Annotated in this window: 22 protein-coding genes; 8 read left to right on the forward strand and 14 right to left on the reverse strand. The window is 50.8% G+C overall.

Going from position 1 to position 16645, the window contains the following annotated elements; translation table 11 throughout:
* The first annotated feature begins 74 nt into the window (after positions 1-74).
* From C7B82_RS06560 to C7B82_RS06570, 3 genes are all read left to right on the forward strand, one after another.
* On the forward strand, positions 75-443 hold the full coding sequence (locus tag C7B82_RS06560) for a PAS domain-containing protein (protein ID WP_106255501.1): 369 nt from the start codon (positions 75-77) through the stop codon (positions 441-443).
* A gap of 81 nt (positions 444-524) precedes the next feature.
* A complete protein-coding gene (locus C7B82_RS06565) occupies positions 525-752 on the forward strand; it encodes an addiction module protein (protein ID WP_106255502.1) in 228 nt (75 codons plus the stop codon).
* Complete coding sequence (locus C7B82_RS06570) at positions 749-1045, forward strand: type II toxin-antitoxin system RelE/ParE family toxin (protein ID WP_106255503.1); 297 nt, start codon at positions 749-751, stop codon at positions 1043-1045. The genes C7B82_RS06565 and C7B82_RS06570 overlap by 4 nt, the downstream gene beginning before the upstream one ends.
* Here the strand turns inward: C7B82_RS06570 and C7B82_RS31985 are convergent.
* Positions 1042-1200, reverse strand: coding sequence for a hypothetical protein (locus C7B82_RS31985; protein WP_181357372.1), 159 nt, complete (start codon positions 1198-1200; stop codon positions 1042-1044). The genes C7B82_RS06570 and C7B82_RS31985 overlap by 4 nt on opposite strands.
* A gap of 23 nt (positions 1201-1223) precedes the next feature.
* On the opposite strand from C7B82_RS31985, the gene C7B82_RS06575 reads away from it, so the two are divergent.
* Together C7B82_RS06575 and C7B82_RS06580 are read left to right on the forward strand one after the other, a co-directional pair.
* Complete coding sequence (locus C7B82_RS06575) at positions 1224-1466, forward strand: CopG family transcriptional regulator (protein WP_106255504.1); 243 nt, start codon at positions 1224-1226, stop codon at positions 1464-1466.
* 5 nt (positions 1467-1471) lie between these two features.
* A complete protein-coding gene (locus C7B82_RS06580) occupies positions 1472-1858 on the forward strand; it encodes a type II toxin-antitoxin system VapC family toxin (protein WP_106255505.1) in 387 nt (128 codons plus the stop codon).
* 165 nt (positions 1859-2023) lie between these two features.
* Here the strand turns inward: C7B82_RS06580 and C7B82_RS06585 are convergent, their stop codons facing one another.
* From C7B82_RS06585 to C7B82_RS06630, 10 genes are all read right to left on the reverse strand, one after another.
* Positions 2024-2425 carry a helix-turn-helix domain-containing protein gene (locus C7B82_RS06585; protein ID WP_106255506.1) on the reverse strand — a complete coding sequence of 134 codons (402 nt, stop codon included), beginning with the start codon at positions 2423-2425 and terminating at the stop codon, positions 2024-2026.
* 7 nt (positions 2426-2432) lie between these two features.
* Positions 2433-2708 (reverse strand): type II toxin-antitoxin system HigB family toxin, encoded by a 276-nt coding sequence (locus tag C7B82_RS06590; RefSeq protein ID WP_106255507.1) that lies wholly within the window; start codon positions 2706-2708, stop codon positions 2433-2435.
* A gap of 125 nt (positions 2709-2833) precedes the next feature.
* Entirely contained in the window at positions 2834-3253 is a 420-nt protein-coding gene (locus C7B82_RS06595; protein ID WP_106255508.1) for a peptidylprolyl isomerase, read from the reverse strand.
* A 152-nt stretch (positions 3254-3405) separates the two neighbouring features.
* Positions 3406-3879, reverse strand: coding sequence for a TspO/MBR family protein (locus tag C7B82_RS06600; RefSeq protein WP_106255509.1), 474 nt, complete (start codon positions 3877-3879; stop codon positions 3406-3408).
* A gap of 111 nt (positions 3880-3990) precedes the next feature.
* A complete protein-coding gene (locus C7B82_RS06605; RefSeq protein ID WP_106255510.1) occupies positions 3991-4479 on the reverse strand; it encodes a hypothetical protein in 489 nt (162 codons plus the stop codon).
* A gap of 155 nt (positions 4480-4634) precedes the next feature.
* Positions 4635-5897 carry a SufS family cysteine desulfurase gene (locus C7B82_RS06610; protein ID WP_106255511.1) on the reverse strand — a complete coding sequence of 421 codons (1263 nt, stop codon included), beginning with the start codon at positions 5895-5897 and terminating at the stop codon, positions 4635-4637.
* 90 nt (positions 5898-5987) lie between these two features.
* A complete protein-coding gene (gene sufD, locus C7B82_RS06615; RefSeq protein ID WP_106255512.1) occupies positions 5988-7325 on the reverse strand; it encodes a Fe-S cluster assembly protein SufD in 1338 nt (445 codons plus the stop codon).
* Positions 7322-8119 carry a Fe-S cluster assembly ATPase SufC gene (gene sufC / locus C7B82_RS06620; RefSeq protein ID WP_339375229.1) on the reverse strand — a complete coding sequence of 266 codons (798 nt, stop codon included), beginning with the start codon at positions 8117-8119 and terminating at the stop codon, positions 7322-7324. The genes sufD and sufC overlap by 4 nt, the downstream gene beginning before the upstream one ends.
* A 141-nt stretch (positions 8120-8260) precedes the next feature.
* A complete protein-coding gene (gene sufB, locus C7B82_RS06625) occupies positions 8261-9697 on the reverse strand; it encodes a Fe-S cluster assembly protein SufB (protein ID WP_106255514.1) in 1437 nt (478 codons plus the stop codon).
* A gap of 56 nt (positions 9698-9753) precedes the next feature.
* Positions 9754-10071, reverse strand: coding sequence for a ferredoxin-thioredoxin reductase catalytic domain-containing protein (locus C7B82_RS06630; RefSeq protein WP_422632156.1), 318 nt, complete (start codon positions 10069-10071; stop codon positions 9754-9756).
* 312 nt (positions 10072-10383) lie between these two features.
* On the opposite strand from C7B82_RS06630, the gene sufR reads away from it, so the two are divergent.
* Together sufR and C7B82_RS06640 are read left to right on the forward strand one after the other, a co-directional pair.
* A complete protein-coding gene (gene sufR, locus C7B82_RS06635; protein WP_106255516.1) occupies positions 10384-11058 on the forward strand; it encodes an iron-sulfur cluster biosynthesis transcriptional regulator SufR in 675 nt (224 codons plus the stop codon).
* A 118-nt stretch (positions 11059-11176) separates the two neighbouring features.
* A complete protein-coding gene (locus tag C7B82_RS06640; protein WP_106255517.1) occupies positions 11177-11566 on the forward strand; it encodes a hypothetical protein in 390 nt (129 codons plus the stop codon).
* A gap of 184 nt (positions 11567-11750) precedes the next feature.
* Here C7B82_RS06640 and C7B82_RS31360 read toward each other — a convergent pair whose 3' ends face one another.
* Positions 11751-12146, reverse strand: coding sequence for a hypothetical protein (locus C7B82_RS31360; RefSeq protein ID WP_146141071.1), 396 nt, complete (start codon positions 12144-12146; stop codon positions 11751-11753).
* A 793-nt stretch (positions 12147-12939) separates the two neighbouring features.
* Between C7B82_RS31360 and C7B82_RS06650 the strand changes: the two genes are divergently transcribed.
* Positions 12940-14862 carry a chloride channel protein gene (locus tag C7B82_RS06650; protein WP_106255519.1) on the forward strand — a complete coding sequence of 641 codons (1923 nt, stop codon included), beginning with the start codon at positions 12940-12942 and terminating at the stop codon, positions 14860-14862.
* Between the two features lie 114 nt (positions 14863-14976).
* On the opposite strand, the gene C7B82_RS06655 is transcribed toward C7B82_RS06650, so the two are convergent.
* Both C7B82_RS06655 and C7B82_RS06660 read right to left on the reverse strand, forming a co-directional pair.
* Positions 14977-15366: an AbrB family transcriptional regulator gene (locus C7B82_RS06655; protein WP_106255520.1), complete on the reverse strand. Its 390-nt coding sequence runs from the start codon at positions 15364-15366 to the stop codon at positions 14977-14979.
* A 578-nt stretch (positions 15367-15944) separates the two neighbouring features.
* Positions 15945-16391, reverse strand: a complete 447-nt coding sequence (locus tag C7B82_RS06660) for a hypothetical protein (RefSeq protein ID WP_219904088.1) — start codon at positions 16389-16391, stop codon at positions 15945-15947.
* Between the last annotated feature and the right edge of the window lie 254 nt (positions 16392-16645).

Raw genomic sequence — 16645 nt, forward strand, 5'->3', positions numbered from 1 at the left:
GTACACCATAGATTCAGGTTGAGTAAGATGCCATACAAGTACAGCCCCACGGCAAGCAGTCAGGGTTGACAGAGATGGCACAGTCCCCACAGTTAACAGCGGTGTACCAACGGGCACGGGTACTGCAACAGCGGGCAAGAAAGCTACCCGCGCAGCAAGCCATTCTCTCACAAGCCTTACAGGAGCTTCAAGCGGTCTTAGAAGAGTTGCAGGCATCTGAAGAGTCCCTGCCCGAACAAAATGAAGCGCTGGTCAGCACTCGTCAAGCCGTAGAGGCGGAACGTCAGCGCTATCAGGAACTCTTTGCGTTTGCACCGGATGGCTATCTCGTCACAGATGCAAATGACAGAATCCAGGAAGCGAATGCTGCGATCGCCCTTGACCCCAGTTTGAAATGGGCGATCGAGGCACGCGACGAGGTGCTGAAGCAGATGAAGCACTAGAGCGATGGAGCGGAGAGGGGAGGGGCGATCGCTAAAATTCACCTTAGAATTAAGGCAAATAGACCGACTCATTCCTTTGCCATGAGCACCCATCCTCTCCTCAAAGTCGAAATCTCTCAACTCAGCATTGCTGAACGCATTCAGCTAGCCGAAGATCTTTGGGACAGCATCCTGGAGCAGCAAGACGAACTCCCTTTAACCGACGCACAGAAGCGAGAACTCGATCGACGACTAGAACTCTATCAGCAAGATCCAACCGCTGGCTCAACGTGGGAAGACGTTAAGCAACGCTTAGGTTTCGCTCAATGAGTCATGGACTCATAATCCGTCCAGAAGCGGAGTTGGAGATTCAAGACGCATTTGAGTGGTATGAAGCACAGACGTTAGGCTTAGGGTCTGAATTCGTCCGAGCCGTTGATACCTGCTTGTCTGGCATTGGACGTAACCCACTCGCCTATCCCATCATCTACCAACAAGCCCGACGAGCCTTAGTCAGACGTTTCCCCTATGGCATCCTCTACGTCTTTGACCAGGACATCATTTCCGTGGTCGCTTGCTTCCACAGCAAACGTAACCCGCGATCGTGGCAAGCTCGACTTTAGCTCCAGCCCCACTCAGAAGACGCAACAATCGCCCTTGGCCCCAGCTTGAAATGGGCGATCGAGTCACGCGATGAGGTGCTAAAACACATCAAGCGGTAGAGCGATGGAGTGGAGAAGGGAGGGGCGATCGCCTGCTCTGGTCTGTGCGATACCATTCAGATAGAGCTAGAGACGTCCTATGCAAACCAGCGAAATTGAACTGAGCGATCAGCAAGTCAGTGCTATTCGGACCATCGCGCAGCAAACGGGCAAAACCGAGCACGAAATTCTGAGTCAGGCGATCGCGCAATTCATCAGTCAATTTGCGATCTCAAACCGTCAAACGCTCCTCCAGAAGGCACGCGGCATGTGGCACGATCGAGCGTTGTCAGACCTGACTGCCTACCGCAACGAGTTCGATCGCGACAATGCGCCAGAATAATCATCGTGCCTGAACGCTTACTGCTTGATACCGATGTTTTGATTGACTATCTGCGTGGCAATGCGAACGCGATCACTTACCTTGAAAATCAATCGGCTCATCTCCAGATCGCTGCCATTACCGTTGCTGAGCTCTATGCTGGAGTCCGCGATGGAGAAGAACGAGCCAAATTAGACGCGTTTGTCTCTGCTTTTGAAATCATTCCTACCACAAAAGAAATCGCGCTGAAAGGCGGGCTTTACCGTCGTGATTATGGCAAAAGTCATGGCACAGGCTTGGCAGATGCCTTGATTGCAGCAACCGCAGAACTTGCACAAGCAACCTTCGTCACGATGAATCGGAAGCACTTTCCCATGCTGCCAACGGTTATTACTCCATATCAAAGAAGTTGAAGTTGCCAGCCTGTGAGGTGTTAAACAGATAATTTCCTATCTCTGATTCAATTTCAGCGATCGCCCTTGACCCCAGTTTGAAAGGGACGATCGAGGCACGCGACAATGTGCGAGCGCAGATCAAGCGCTAGAGCGATGGAGCAGGGAAGGGAGGGGCGATCGTGCTCAAATAAACAACCCAGGATCAACGTGAAAAAACGCGCCTAGAGCCTTTGCTTGAAAGGTACTTATTTCACGATCGCCACTCATGACGGCTGCGATCGCGTCTTCAGAGCCAAGTAACTCGCTTAAATCTGCTGGTTGAAGCTGACGTTGCTCCATTAAAAACAGCAATCGTGAACGCGGCGTTGACGCTGTACCGGGCAAATAATGCTCTTGCTCAAACTTTTCAATCAGCGTGATGAGCAACGCGAATAGCTCATTCTCTTCCAGGCTGCGATTTGGACGATGCATTAACGTTTCCACGATCGCTAATGCTTCGTCATTTTCGGCTTCAGTTCGAATCAGTTTTGGCTGATATTGAGACAAAAGCTCACCATATTTCTTGGGATTAAACATAAAGGTCATGCTTCCACTACCCCCTGTCATAATCCGCATGGGTCAGAATGCACTTGATATTAATCAATCGCCCTTTATAATCAATGCTCACAATTAAACGATTCCGATTGCCTTGCAGGTTGAAGACTGTAAAATTATCAACAGCTTCAGCCAACGGAAAAGCTGCTTGAACCTCAATTAAATGAGACCAATTTGCCCCGATCGCAATCTTAAACCAATCATCCAAACTACTCCGACAAGCAGAATGAGTTTGACCAAATTCGCGGAAGCGTTTATAGCTGATGACGTGCATCGAAAGGATTTTTGCTCCCCTTGGCAGGTTCTCGTTGTAGCTTCAACGTAAAGTGCCGCCATGCTCCAGCTGTTGTTTAACAACGAGAGCATGGCTGCACTGCTCATTAGATTGAAGCGCGATCGCTACTTTTCGATCTTCACTGAAAGAATTTTGTCACCCTTGCGGAGTGCATTTACCACAGCCATATCCTGAGTTTGACCAAAGGTGGTATGAACACCATCCAGGTGAGGCTGGGGCGAATGGCAAATAAAGAATTGGCTACCACCTGTGTTGGGACCAGCGTGAGCCATTGATAAGGTACCTGCGAGGTGTTTATTATGGTTCAGTTCGTCCTTAATCTTGTAGCCCGGCCCACCTGTACCCGTTCCTAGAGGGCATCCTCCCTGCACCATAAAATCGGGAATGACACGATGGAACGCTAAGCCGTCGTAAAAGCCTTTCTCAGAAAGATCGACAAAGTTTTTGATCGTATTCGGCGCGTCGGCGTCGAATAAATCGAGATTAATAGTTCCCTTATCGGTTTCCATGATGGCGCGGGTCATAATGTCTCCTTAGTCCGGCGTGCGGTCGTTAGTTTAGAAAAGTCATCTAAGATCCTAACGCTCAGATGTGACTTGCAGTCTTTTATACGAAAAATTCTCACGGGAATCGACCTTAAACCAGGTACACCGAACCCAGAGTCGAACGTTTCGTCTTATGCAGACTCAGGATTCAGTTTGCCCATTTCCCATGTCGTGTACGTGCCGATCGGGCTCCAAAGCAGATACGGCACCAATAGTAACGCTGCCCATCCTGAGCTTTGCCACACGACGAGAGTCAACACTAGCCCAATCACAACGCCAACACCACCCACGATCGTGCCAGCCTTTAAGCTCCGCAGCCAGAGGGTGACAGGAGAATAGAGCACGATCGCCACTTCTAGCACGGCATAAGCACCCATGAGAAACCAGGTGTTGCTCGTGCCAGGGTCACGTTCCCACACGATGTAGGCTGACCAGGCGCCACAAATTAGAATAAACGTCCAGATGACGGGAATCAGCGCTTCAAAAGTCAACCAAAGTGGTCGTTGCAGCCGTGAAAACCACTTGACATCTTTGGGGCGCAGAATACTACTGGCAAACGCGATCAAGAAAGCCACTCCTCCAATCACCATCCAGGACTTAATCATATGTTTCCATGCTCCACAGCCTAACTATCTACACGTTAGGCGTGCAGATTCACCAATTATGTCAGCACGAGGGAACAACTTAATCCATCTCTGGGGCGATCGTGAAGGGCATTACTCAGCTTGACAGTAACGGTTCACCGCTTGCACTAGCGAACCTTCACGCGCCTGGGTTTCAATCAAAGTGCGATTGACTTGACTGACCACCTTAAAGTTGCTGGCAGGAGCAGTCACCACTGCACCACTGGCTTTACTGGTATCGCGATACAGCTTAATAAACTGCCATTGAAACCCTTCAATTTGCTGGTTAGAAAATTCCATCAGTTCCAGCTGATCAGCATAGCCATCGAGCTGAATGGCTGTCTTCAGCAGACGCCGATTATCTTCGGTGATCGTTTGCCCCAGCGCATCTGGTTGTGCGTCAGCGGCTTCGTTGACGATCGCGACTAAGCGGTTGCACTGAAACACTTTGCTATTGCCGTGGTTTGTTGCTGCCGCAGTTAAAAAGCAGGCTACCACGAACGAGAAAGCATACTTGCGGGTGAAGAATGTGGCTCGTCGCGTTGCTCTGGTAGCAGAGTCCTCACGAGTTACGGTTTTCACTAAGCAGCTCCAGAAAATGTGTTTGCACTGGATGTGAAAAGCCGTATTTGCTCGGGGGCAAAAGCGAATACAGGTCAAGTCTCACACAACACAATACGTTCTAGCAAGCTGCAATCCGTACAAACCACCAAAGAGCGATGAAGCTTTGATGAACATCAGCTAAAGATTGTGCCGAAGAATTCAATGGCCTCTTTTAACGCCCCAATAAACACGTCAATCTCTTCGGAGGTGTTGTAAAAGTAAAGGCTTGCCCGTGCAGTGGATTGAGCACCCACATGGCGATGCAGGGGTTGAGTGCAGTGATGCCCGGCACGAATCGCTACCCCTGCCTGATCCAGAATGGTGGACAGGTCGTGGGGATGCACATCACCAGCAGTGAATGCAGCTAAGGCTGCCCGGCCACTACCATCCACATTCGGTTTGGGGCCGTACAGTCTTAATTCAGGAATTTGTTGAAGCTGCTGAAACAGATAGCCGGTCAGCTCTTCTTCGTACGCGTGGATGGCATCCATACCGATCGCACTCAAATAGTCTACCGCTGCACCCAGCGCGATCGCCTCTGCAATCGCAGGCGTACCCGCCTCAAACTTGTGGGGCAAATCCGCATAGGTAGCATGGTCGAGAAACACATCCGCGATCATCTCGCCGCCACCCAAAAAGGGAGGCATAGAACGCAATAGCGACAGCTTGCCGTAGAGAAAGCCAATGCCGGTAGGCGCGCACATCTTATGACCAGAGGCGACGAGCCAATCGCAGTCCATAGCCTGCACATCGATCGCCATGTGTGGCACACTCTGGCAGGCATCAATGAGAACTTTCGCACCGTATTGGTGGGCGATCGTGCAAATTTCTTTGGCAGGATTAATGCAGCCCAGGGTGTTAGAGACGTGCACCACTGAAACCAGCTTCGTCCTGTCCGACAGCAAAGACTTAAAATGCTCCAGGTCAAACTCTTCCGTTTCCGTTAGCTCGACAAACTTAAGGACAGCGCCCGTTCGTTGCGCCAGCATTTGCCAGGGGATCAAATTGCTGTGGTGTTCCATCACCGAGAGAATAATCTCGTCGCCCTGCTTCACATTGGCGTTCCCCCACGCATAGGCAACCAGATTAATGGCTTCAGTGGCATTGCGGGTGTAGACAATTTCTTGCCGTGATGCCGCGTTCACAAACGCTGCGACCTTGTCCCGCGCCCCTTCATAGGCATCCGTTGCCCGTGAACTCAGCGTATGTACGCCGCGATGCACGTTGGCGTTGTCGTGCTCATAGTAATAGCGGAGCGCATCCAGAACCGCGATCGGCTTTTGCGAGGTCGCCGCATTGTCCAAATACACCAGTGGCTTGTCGTGAATCTGCTGGTGAAGGATGGGGAAATCAGCGCGGACTTTAGCGGCGAGGGGCTTTGTTTGGATGAGGGTCATAACGCGGAAAGGATGAAGGATGAGGGCTAAAGGATGAATGCTAACCATCTGTAGGGACGTTACAGGTAACGTCCCTACAGATAAAAGGCTTCAGGCTTGCTGGATACGAACGATCGCCGCCAATTTCGCTTTTAACGACACGACTGGGATCTCGCGAATAACCTCATACGCAAACGCGTAGGTCAACAATTTGCGGGAACTATCTTCATCGATGCCACGACTTTGCAGGTAAAAAACTTCATCGCTGTCGAGCTGGCTGACGGTCGCACCGTGAGTACACTTCACGTTGTCGGCGGTAATTTCTAGCTGAGGTTTCGTATCGACCCGTGCTTTGGGCGACAGCAACAGATTACTGCTGAGTTGCTTGGCATCAGTGAGTTGAGCGGCTTTGGGCACAAAGACTTTGCCGTTAAAGACCGCATGAGCCCGATCGTCCACAATGCATTTATGAATCTGATTGCTGCTGCCGTGGGGATGGGTGTAGGCAATCGTGCTGTGCGTATCCGCCACCTGTTCACCACTGATGATTGTCAATCCATTCAGGGTTGTTTCGGTCTGTTCGCCAGTGTGATGAACCTCTAAATTGTGACGCGATAGCTTCCCGCCAAGGCTTACAGCATTGCAGGTATAGCGAGAATTCGGCGCTTGCGAAACAGCAGTCATACCAATATGAAAGGCGGCATCGCTATCCCGCTGAATGCGCGTATGGTTCACTGCCGCATTCGTATCAAGCCAGATCTCCGTAACGGAGTTGGTAAAATACGTACCTTCGTAAAGCGTGACGTACTCTTCAATCAGCGTCAGTTGGCTACCTGATGCAGCAACAATCAGCGCACGAGGATGAACGATCGTCGGCTGCGTTGCCGTTGAGACGTACAAAATCTGGATGGGTGTGGCGATCACTTGATTTTTTTCGACCCAAACGAGCGCACCATCCGTCAAGCTAGCGGTGTTGAGTGCTATAAACGTTTCCTCCGAACCCTGCTGCTGCGCCAGGTAGTTTGGCAGATCACTAAGGAGTTCTACGCCAGCAGCGAGACTCGTGACAATCACCCCATTAGGCAGGTCATCCACAGCAGACAGAGCGGGATCATAATGTCCATCCACAAAAACCAGGCGACTACTGACCGCCTCTGGCAGGATGAACGGCTGAATCTCGTCGAAGCTCAACGTGGGAGCTTGCTCACTGCTTGCCTGAAAGCTAATTTGCAACAGGTCGGATAAGTCTGTAAAGCGCCATTCCTCGTCACGAGTAGACGGAATCGCAAGTTCCTGGACTCTCGCAGTGGCGCGATCGCGAATCTCTTTTAACCACCCTTGCGTCAGGCTGGGACGTAAGTTAAGAAGGTTCGTCAGGTAGGCAGCGCGATTAATCGTTGTCTTACCATTCGCTGTCAAAACGTCGGACACGGTCGATTGGGTTGTCATCGTGCACCGACCTCCGCTGCTTCCTCTTCGCGCACCCAGTCGTAGCCACGGGCTTCTAGCTCCAGCGCCAGTTCCTTGCCGCCGGTGGTGAGGATGCGGCCACCTTCCATCACATGCACGTAGTCGGGAGTGATGTAGTCGAGCAAGCGCTGATAGTGGGTAATCAGGACGATCGCGTTCTCCGCATGCGCCAGTTGATTCACGCCATTCGACACAATCTTGAGTGCATCGATATCCAGACCCGAATCGGTTTCGTCCAAAATGCCGAGCATCGGCTCTAGCATCGCCATTTGTAGAATCTCGTTGCGCTTCTTCTCACCACCCGAAAAGCCTTCATTCAGGCTGCGGCTGAGAAACGCAGGATCCATTTTGACGATATCTAGTTTTTGGTTCACCAAATCGTCAAAGTCGAAGGCATCCAGTTCCTCTAAACCTTGATGTTTGCGTTTGGAATTGTAGGCAACGCGCAAAAAGTCGAGATTGCTCACGCCAGGAATTTCGATGGGATATTGGAAGGCGAGGAAAATACCCGATCGTGCCCGCTCTTCTGCCTCTAGCTCCAGCAGATTTTTGCCCTGAAAGGTAATCTCACCACCCGTAACGGTGTAATCAGGATGTCCCGCCAGTACCTTAGAAAAGGTACTTTTGCCAGAGCCATTGGGTCCCATAATGGCGTGAATTTCACCCGCTTTCACCTCCAGATTCAACCCTTTGAGAATCTGAATCCCATCCACTTCAGCGGTCAGATTCCGCACTGAAAGGATCACGTTACTGCCTTCGTTAATCATTCTCATCCTCTACAAAAATTAGTCATTAGTTTCCTAGCAATCAACCACCAGGAGAACGCATCCAGAACTAACAACCAACAACTAACTACTTTTCCGGTATGCCCTTTCTTGTATGCCTAAAAGGCGTTACGGGCTTTAAAACTGAATTTATCCGACACTGCCTTCAAGCTTGAGGCTGAGGAGGCGATCGGCTTCTACGGCAAACTCCATCGGCAACTGGTTAAACACATCCTTACAGAAGCCGCTAATCATCATCGAGATCGCGTCCTCGGCGGAAATGCCACGCTGGGAGAAGTAAAACAACTGGTCTTCGCCAATCTTCGACGTTGACGCTTCGTGCTCTACTTTGCCTTTGTTGTTCTGCACTTGAATGTAGGGAAAGGTATTGGCTTGAGCATTGTCGCCAATCAGCATGGAGTCGCACTGAGAATAATTCCGTGCACCAGTTGCTTTAGGACCAATCTTCACCAAACCGCGATAGCTGTTCTTGGAACGCCCTGCCGAAATACCTTTGGAAATAATCGTGCTGCGGGTATTCTTGCCGATGTGCACCATTTTGGTGCCCGTATCGGCTTGCTGGTAGTGATTCGTCAGCGCGACCGAGTAGAATTCGCCCACGGAGTTATCACCGACTAACACACAGCTAGGGTACTTCCAGGTGATTGCGGAACCTGTTTCCACTTGCGTCCAGGAAATTTTGGAGTTCACGCCCTGGCACAAGCCGCGTTTGGTCACAAAGTTATAGATGCCGCCCTTGCCGTTGGCATCGCCTGCATACCAATTCTGCACGGTGGAATACTTGATATCGGCATTGTCGAGCGCCACCAGTTCCACAACAGCCGCATGCAGCTGATTGGTATCAAACATCGGTGCGGTACAGCCTTCCAGATAGCTGACCGAGCTGCCTTCTTCGGCCACAATCAGCGTCCGCTCAAACTGACCTGAATCGCCATTGTTAATGCGGAAATAGGTCGAAAGCTCCATCGGGCATTTTGTGCCTTTGGGAATGTAGACGAAAGAGCCATCGCTGAACACTGCCGAATTGAGTGCTGCGAAGTAGTTGTCGCCAACCGGAACCACGCTACCAAGGTATTTCTGAATCAGCTCAGGATGCTCTTGAACCGCTTCGGCAAAGGAGCAGAAGATGACGCCTTCTTCGGCCAACTTCTCTTTAAACGTTGTGGCGATCGAAACGCTGTCAAAAATCGCATCCACTGCAACGTTGCTCAGACGCTTCTGCTCCGAAAGCGGAATGCCCAGCTTCTCAAAGGTATCCAGCAGTTCAGGATCGACCTCTGACAGGCTCTTCTTCTTCTCTTTCACCTTCGGCGCAGAGTAATAGACGATGTTCTGGTAGTCGATCGCTGGATAGCTCGCGTTCTGCCAAGTCGGCTCCGTCATCTTAAGCCATTGACGATAGGCCTTCAGCCGAAACTCCAGCATGAATGGCGGCTCTTCTTTCTTCGCCGAAATCAGCCGCACAACATCTTCACTCAACCCACGCGGAATCGTATCAGACTCAATATCCGTTACGAAGCCATATTTGTAAGGCTGATTAACTAAGTTCTGAACAGTTGGACTCATGGGTAGTGTTCTCTGGTCTACGTTGGGGATGACGATCGGGGCAGAAAAATTAGTGGTTAGCCGTGTTGCTGGCTGGTGGTGCTTCTGATTTCGTCAAAGGTAATCTCTTGCTGATCGCCTGCAAAATCGTTGTCGGCAGTCAAGAACAGCATGCAGTGACATTCTTTGCGTTCACGCATGGGGACACAAGGACAGTTCCAATAAGCAGCTTCAACTTCAGCCGCCTTGTCTTCGTAATGGCGGCAAGGACAGAGCGGTGAGCCCAGATCGTCTTTGTGCTTCGCCAACCCTTCAATGACCACCGCTGTCACTCCAGGATCGACGCAAAAGTAGGTGCCCGTACGCTTTGCATAGGTGATCGAAAAGTGCCTCATCGCTTCGAGGCTTTTGTCAGTAGATTGGACGGGTTGACTGGATTGAGTCTCTGAGTTCATGAGGCCGCGCGACAAGACAACGGATCGATTCTATAATTAAAACAACACGTTTGTTGCTTAACTACATTGTAAGATACTTTAACAACATTGTTGTTGTCAAAGTCCGACTTGAATCAACACTGCTGGTATGACGTTGCTAGTGGTGTAGCACTCAAGCCCCAGGTAACAGTCCACTTGTCAAGATTGCTGCTCTCTCATTCGGCTAGTTCAACGGGTGAATTTTAGGAGTCGGCTTTACCGCTGAAAGAAAGAATGACGACTATTCAACAGCCCTCTACAAAGCAAGATATCCTTCACCACTTGCTGAAGCAAGGAAAATGTACAGTGCAGGAACTGGCTGAACGGTTGCAAGTCAGCCCGCAAGCCGTGCGGCGGCACTTGAAAGATTTGGAGACGGACGGGTTGATTGTCCATGAGGTGCTGCAAGCAGGGATGGGACGCCCAAACTATAGTTATGTTCTTAGCCAGGAGGGGCGCGATCGCTTTCCCGATCGCTACGACGATTTTGCGGTTTCCCTTCTAGACACCCTGGCAGAAACGGTCGGCGCTGATCAAATGGGTTCCATCTTACGCAAACAGTGGGAACGTAAAGCGATGGAATATCGCGATCACATCGGTAATGGTGCCTTGAAAGAACGGGTTTCCAAACTGGTTGAACTTCGACGCGCTGAAGGGTACATGGCAGAATGGCATCCGATCGACGCGAATGGGGCAGTCATTGGGTCGGTACAGAGTGAAAGCAATCCTGCTGCCCGCTTTATCTTGACAGAATACAACTGCGCCATCGCTCACATTGCTGAATCATTCCCCAGCGTTTGCGGACACGAGCTTGAAATGTTTGCTGCTGCCTTAGACTGCCGTGTCGAACGCACTCACTGGCTCGTTAATGGTGAACATCGCTGTGGTTATTTAATTCAGCCAAAGTAAGTAACCACCATCGATTGCACCAACCAATAAAGATGGGGAGTCAGGAGCCAGAATTCAAGAGTCAGCAGAACTGAGTCATGCTGCTTTCTGAGTTCCATTTTCGAGCCAGCGGTCATTTATGCAACCATCTACAGAATTTCTCACCCCCGAAGAATGTGCCGAAGTTGATCAAGCGCTGTTAACTTCGCGCGAACGGTTTTCGGCGCGAGTAGCCATTTATGCGCTGCGGACACTCAAGCAAATTGCTCAAGTCAATGGGGTTGCGATTACGAAACTAGACCCCAAGCAAATCGAGGCGTGGGTGTATCAAGACGAAAGCTTGCAAACAGGCATCGATCGAGAGTTTCGCTCGTTCTTTGCGCAATTGGTGATTGCCTCACTAAACCCTTTACAGCAAGCCGCACGAGCAACCGGGGTGCCGATCGAGAGTCTCACCGTTGCTCAGGTGATTATCTGGTTTGAGGAACAGGCAAAGTTAAACCTGAGCAAAATAACTTCAGATCTTTAGAGTGCTTTGTTAGTGCTGGTGCAAAAGCAAAGCAGAGTAGTGTGCCGTCAGCGCCGCCTTTAAGCTAATAGCCATCAGCCCTTAGGGTCAGGCACAGAAACAACACACCAGTCGACCACGAATTCTGGTAGGGATATTGCACTGCAATGCCCTTACGCTGGGATGCTATTTGTCCGCAAGTCCCTTACTGGACATTCGGTGGTCGTTCAACCTTGACAGGCAGAGACGTCGGTTGAGGCGAAAGTTTGTGTTTCACAGGCGCACTTTGTACCAGAAACACCGCGGTGCCCACAAAGATTGCGCTACCCAAAACAGTCCATACAATGGAAGGAATCACCAACCTGAAGTCGCGCTGCATACGAGCGAGGGGGCGGCTTTCGCGGCGCAACATCTGACCGGTCGCAAGGTGATTGAGGGTAAAAGGGTCACGTACATAATGCCCACTCCAACTGACGACCAGTCGCTCACGACAATTTTGGCAAGTAAGCAGCCCCTTCAGAAGTTTGTGAGGCTTAATGACACCAGCACGATGACAGATTGGGCAAACAGGAGAAGGGGTGTCAAATGTATGAGCATTCATCTGAGTCATTCACCGTTACAAAGGCTTACTTAATTAACTCAACGGGTAGTGCCTTGAGATCGTGCGTCTAAGCGTTCTGCGAAGCAAGTTTCTCACTAGAAACATTGCTTGGATAGACTGTACGCAGCTTTTCGGAGTGTATGCGCGATCGAACCCACTTGAATGGTCTCCTAAAGTTAATTTCTGAATGTTTGCATTCTGTCTTAATCGACGGTCAATAACAGCTTTTAGGAGGGTCAGCTAAGAGTGTCTTTAAAATAACTCTTAGCCATAAAAGGTGCTGGCACTGGTTGGTAACTAGCAGCTTACAATCAGCAGGAGCGCTTGCAGTGCAGGGACTGAAGCAATCAATCTGAGCGTTAGCGTTGCATGGTTATTGTTCCCGCAGAAAGAGCTTGCAGCGTTTTCAAGCTCCAGCGCGTGACGCCAGATGCCACCTCAGTGTAGCTTGGGTTACCCAGCGTTGAGAACCCTTTAAGCAATCCTGTTTGATTTTTTAACTTTCATCAAGGCTCAACTGTAAAAAGGCTGAAGCTGCGGTAAGGGCAGTCGAGAGGAGGCTATCAATCAATGACTGAACTCACTCCTAACCGCGTCATAGCCGATTTTTACTGTTAGAAGGCGATATGAGAAGGCGATCGCACCCCTTCATAGCGCCTAAGATGAACCGATGCTGACTCCAAGAACTGGCGATTAGAGTGCTGGCCAGCAGGCGATGATCGTCAAAATGAGTGAGAATAAGGATGCTAGTTATAAAAGTTAAAGTGTATCTCATAATTGTTCGTGCTGCTTGATGGCCACCAGCCCTCCCCCTGATGCTCTGACACCTCCAGCGACAAATTTCAAGCCGTCTTCCACTTACCTGACCAGTACACTTAACCGCTTTCAGCCTGCACCCGAAACGCTTGTGCTGCTTCTAGCGCTGGTCATTGGTAGCAGTACCGGTTGTGCCGTTGTTCTTTTCCATTACCTGATCCAGCAGATCCAAAGCTTCATGCTCGAGGATGTCATGGGGGTCATTGCGCCTCTTGGCTTCTGGACGCTCGCCTGCATTCCCGTCTTGGGTGGTCTCATTGTGGGAAGTATGCGCTGGCTATGCCAGGATTTTGGTCCTAGCCTCTCGGCACTGATTGCGGCCGCACAAGGGCTCGGTAGTATTTCACCGTTGCGGGCAAGCGCGAAAGCCGTTGCTGCCTCAGTGTCACTGGGGTCGGGTGCCTCATTGGGGCCTGAAGGACCCAGCGTTGAAATCGGTGCCAACATTGGGGTCGTCATTGGGCAGGCGCTACAAATGTCAAAGGAACGACAGCGGCTGTTGCTGGGGGCTGGGGCGGCCGCAGGGTTGGCTGCTGGCTTTAACGCCCCGATCGCGGGTGTCTTTTTTGCACTAGAAGTGGTTTTGGGCGCCACGTTTGCCACGTCTGCGGTCAGTGTCGTCTTGCTGTCGGCTGTGGTTGCCGCCTTGATCGCCCAAATTGGCTTAGGTGGACAACCCCCATTTACGCTGCCTAGTTATGAGGTTCGCAGCCCGTTAGAACTGCCGTTATATCTGGGGCTAGGGCTCTTTGCCAGTTTGGTGTCGATTGCTTACACTCAGTCGATCCAGACGGCACAACAGCTTTTTGACGGACACACCCCTGGTCTAAGCTGGATGGGTCAAGTACCTGTAGCCCTGCGCCCAGTAATCGGTGGTCTGTGTGTTGGCCTTGTCGCGTTGCAGTTTCCCCAAGTTCTAGGCATTGGCTACGAGACGGTAGAAGCGATGCTGCGGGACGTCGAGTTTTCGCTGCCGCTGCTGCTTAGCCTCCTGGTGACGAAACTGGCAATGACAGCAGTGAGCCTGGGCAGTGGTTTGGTTGGCGGGTTATTTGCGCCAGCTATGTTCTTGGGTGCCTCTCTCGGTGCAGCCTATGGTAAGGTCATGGCGATCGTGCTGCCCATTGCACCCGGCGACATTGCGGCTCCACCGGCCTATGCCATGGTCGGCATGGCAGCCGTGCTGGCAGCGAGTACCCGTGCACCTTTAACCGCGATTCTCCTTTTGTTTGAGCTAACGCGTGATTATCGGATTATTTTGCCACTGATGGCTGCTGTGGGTTTAAGCGTTTGGCTGGCTGATCGTCTCAAGCCGGTAGTGCACAGCGACACAGCCATTCAATCAACTGGTCTACCGCTTCAAGCAGACCAGGACGCAGAAATATTGCACCAGCTTTATGTGCGGCAGGCGATGCATCAAAACGTCTTGTCGCTGCCGTTGGCGCTGCCGGTTTTACAAGCAGGCTTAGCGATGACCCAGCACCCATCTCGGAGCGCTCTAGTGGTCAATGAGGCTGATCAGCTAGTTGGCATTGTGACCTTGCAGGATGTCCACCGCTTCATTTCACGGTGGGAAGCATACCTTCAGACCCATATCCCAACAGAGGTTCTTAGCCTTGGACCCACGATACAAACATTGGATGCTATATGCACAAAAGAGCTGCTTTGCGCCTATGAAGACGAGCCGATTTACGATGCCTTCATGCGGATGTCTACAAGAGGCTTGCGACAACTACCAGTGGTCGATCGTGATGACCCGCAGCACCTTTTAGGGCTCTTAGAGCAGGAAAGAATTACTTTGGTTTGCAGCCTCGCACTCATGCAGCAATCGCTTCATCCTTACCTGGAAGCGCCCTTTGCAACGGAGCCATTATTGCCTCAAGCACAAACGCCTGTCTAGCTGTCACTTGTTGCGAATCGTCCAAATATTGCTAAACATCATCAGCAGCCCGCCAGCAAAGATAGCGATCGCTAGCCCAGCCGGTAATGCAGTCATCCAATCGATCGTTTCCATTTATGCGTCTTCATCCAGTTGGTCAATCTGCTTGAGGTGGATATGCTTGCGACCTAAGGAAATCTCAAATTCGTCACCGGGCTTTAGTTCCATCTGCTTGGTGTAAGCAGAACCGATCAGGAGATTGCCGTTGGACTGAACACTAATTCGGTAGCTTGCACTACGACCACCACGACCGTTTGCGTTTTGCTTGCCATCCAGCTCAATGCCTTCAGCGTCAATCAACGCATTCAGGAACTTCATCATGTTGACCCGCTCTACACCGTTTTTTGTCACCGTGTAGTAGCCGCACTCCCGCGCTTTTTCTTCCTTGCTGTGATGCTCTAACTCTTTCACTTTTTTGAGCAGTGCTTCACCCATAAGAGGCTCAATTTTTTTCTTTTTACTCATCAACTTAGCTCGGAATTATATGGAGTAGCTCTCAGATTGACTGACATCGGCCAGAAGGTAAATGCTTTAACTGCTTTCCTACCTATCAAATCATAGTACACCGTCTGTATGTTTTTTTTCATACCCTATCTGCTAATTCACTTGGCTAATTTACTGCGGAGTGAATGCGATCGTTACTAATCACTAAGCAGACTGATCCACTGACAGTAATTGTTCAAAGCATGTAACGATTGGGTGAAATGCAGAGCAGTTCCTTCAGCATTGCTCTGAAAGGTTTTCGTTGCTATTGCAATCGTTCTCGGTTAAGCCCTGATGGAGGGAAGTTACAGGCGACGCAATCTTTGACTCCGCAGGCTCAACGAAGCAGTCGTTTGACCTCTGGTGGCACCTGTTGGGCGCTTACATCACCAACAGATTCTGCCTGTTCAACGACTGCTTTAAACTAACAAAAAGAAAAGGAGGGCAGAAGACTTTTCGGTCTCTTTACCCTCCTCCTCTCTGAGTACTTCTCTTGAAGCCAGCAGTGCCTTGCTAAAGTCATGCGTCGCTAGCTCACAGGTCAAATACAAACTCTCAGCTTACTGAGCCGGTTGCTGACGGTTTTGCTGCCGCTGCTGCCGTTGCTGCTCTAGCTGTTGCCGCTGCTCAGGCGTGAAAACGGCAGCCATCTTTTGCTTCGCATCCTGACGGATAGCTTTGATTTTAGCTTTTTGGTCAGCGGTTAGATTGAGGGATGCCCACAGGCCACGGGCTTTTTGTCCCTGTTGCCCTTGTTGCCTCTGCTGTTTAGCAGCCGCTAGCTGATCTTTTTGCTCCTGCGTCAGGATGGACTCAATCTGGCTACGGGTCGACTCACGAATTTGCTTGAGTTGCACTTTCTGATCGGCAGTCAGATTCAGGTTAACGCCACGTTTTTGATGCCGCTCAGCAGGAACAGTCGGAGTTTGAGCGACGACAGGCAGCATGGGCACCGCGTAGGACAACGCGAGTGCTAAGGCTCCGGGTAGGAGTAAGGAGCGTTTCATGTTCATAGTGCGGTTGTGTACCTTGAAATGATCTGGGTTAAGGAGAAAACACTGAAGCATCAGTTATATATCCTTAGACCACTCATCGTTTCAGAAGGTTCAACGCAGGTTAAGACTCAAGCAGAACGTCCTAAGGACTTGTTAAGAAATATAGCTGTTGTCACCAAGCTTAGGACATTGGGATCAAAGGGGGAGTGGGGCGTGCCCCCAGCCAGGGGTTACACCCCTGCACCCCGTCCTAACCAGCATGGCTA

The sequence above is a fragment of the Stenomitos frigidus ULC18 genome, assembly GCF_003003795.1.
Classification (GTDB): Bacteria; Cyanobacteriota; Cyanobacteriia; order Leptolyngbyales; family Leptolyngbyaceae; genus Stenomitos; species Stenomitos frigidus_A.